The organism is Kineococcus glutinatus (assembly GCF_039542765.1).
Taxonomy (GTDB): Bacteria; Actinomycetota; Actinomycetes; order Actinomycetales; family Kineococcaceae; genus Kineococcus_A; species Kineococcus_A glutinatus.
The window spans coordinates 1-1,586 of record NZ_BAABIL010000659.1; the positions used below are offsets into that span (position 1 = coordinate 1).

The following is a 1,586-nucleotide window of genomic DNA, read 5'->3' on the forward strand; positions in this document are numbered from 1 at the left end:
TCGGTGCTCTCGGTGGCGTCGGTGACGCGCAGCGCGATGCGCAGGGGGGTGTTGGCGCGGATCTCCGGGGAGACCACCCCGCCGGGGCGCTGGGTGGCCAGCAGCAGGTGGATGCCCAGGGAGCGGCCGCGCTGGGCGACGTCGACCAGGCCGGTGACGAACTCGGGCAGCTCCCGCACCAGGGAGGCGAACTCGTCGATGACGATGACCAGCCGCGGCAGGCGCGCGGCGCCGGGCAGCCGGCCGGTGTCGACGCCCTCCTGCAGGTCCTCCAGGTCCTTGGCGCCGGCGTCGGCCAGCAGGTGCTCGCGGCGGCGCAGCTCGGCGCGCAGGGACTCCAGGGCGCGGCGCACCAGGTGGGGGTCGAGGTCGGTGACCATCCCGACGGTGTGCGGCAGGTCGACGCAGTCCTTGAACGCCGCCCCGCCCTTGTAGTCGACGAGGACGAACGTCATCTCGTCGGGGCGGTTGGCCACCGCGAGGGCGGCGACGACGGTCTGCAGGAACTCGGACTTTCCGGAGCCGGTGGTGCCGGCCACGAGGCCGTGCGGGCCGTCGGTGCGCAGGTCGACGGCGAAGGGCCCGTCGAGGGATTCCCCCACCACCGCCGAGGTGCTGCGGCCCCCGGCGAGCCAGCGCGCGGCGACGCCGTCGGCGGTGGGCGGTTCCAGGTCGAGGACGTCCAGCAGCCGGGAGGTGGCGGGCAGCCCGGTGTCGCCGCCGTCGTCGCCGACGTCGCGCACGGGCGCCAGGGCGCGGCCGACGCGGGTGCACCAGCCGGCGGCGGGCAGGTCGGGGCGCACCCCGTGCACGGCCCCGGACCGGCTGCGCCGCACGGACAGCTCCTCCGCGCCGGCGGCACCGGTCACGACGGCGACGGCGGTGCACTCCTCCGGCAGCAGCCGCTCCTCGGCGTCGACGCACACCGCGCGCACCCCGACGGCGGGGCCCTGCTCCAGCAGCGCGGCCACACCGGGCAGGGAGCGCAGCCTCCGGGCGCCGTCGAGGACGACGACGACGTCGCCGAACGCCACGGGTGCGCCGGAGGCGGCCGCGGCACGGCGGCGGGCGGCCACGAGCGCGCCGAGCTCGGCGACGCGGCGCCCCCAGGTGGCGGTGTCCGTGCCGAGCAGGACGCTGGTGTCCTGCCCGTCGGCCGGGCGGGCGTGCGGCAGCCAGCGCACCCAGTCCCAGCAGCCGGCACCGGTGGCGTCGGTGAGGACGACGACGGTGAGGTCGCGGGGGCTCTGCAGCACGGCCAGCTGCGCCACGACCCAGGCCGCCAGCCGGCGCGGCACCTCGTCACCGGGCCCGCGCCCGGCGATGCCCGTGACGGGGTGCTCGCGCAGCCCCACGGTCACGGGGACGTCGCCGGCCCGCCAGCGCACCCGGCGGTCGTGCTCGGGGCGCGCGGGGTCCTCCAGGGACACGTCGGCGGGCAGGTCGGCGGTGCCGAAGCGCACCAGGAGGTGGTCGGGGTCGTGCGGGCGGCGCTCCCAGAGGCGGGCGCGCGGGCCGCAGGCGGTGAGCAGCAGCCGGGCGGCGTCGGGGGCGGCGTCGCGGCGGGCGGCGCGCGCGGCGGCGAC

Annotated in this window: 1 protein-coding gene; it reads right to left on the bottom strand. The window is 78.7% G+C overall.

Annotated elements, in window-relative coordinates:
- Positions 1–1,586 (bottom strand): FtsK/SpoIIIE domain-containing protein (locus tag ABEB16_RS19715; RefSeq protein ID WP_345713904.1); only part of this gene is annotated, 1,586 nt, incomplete at both ends.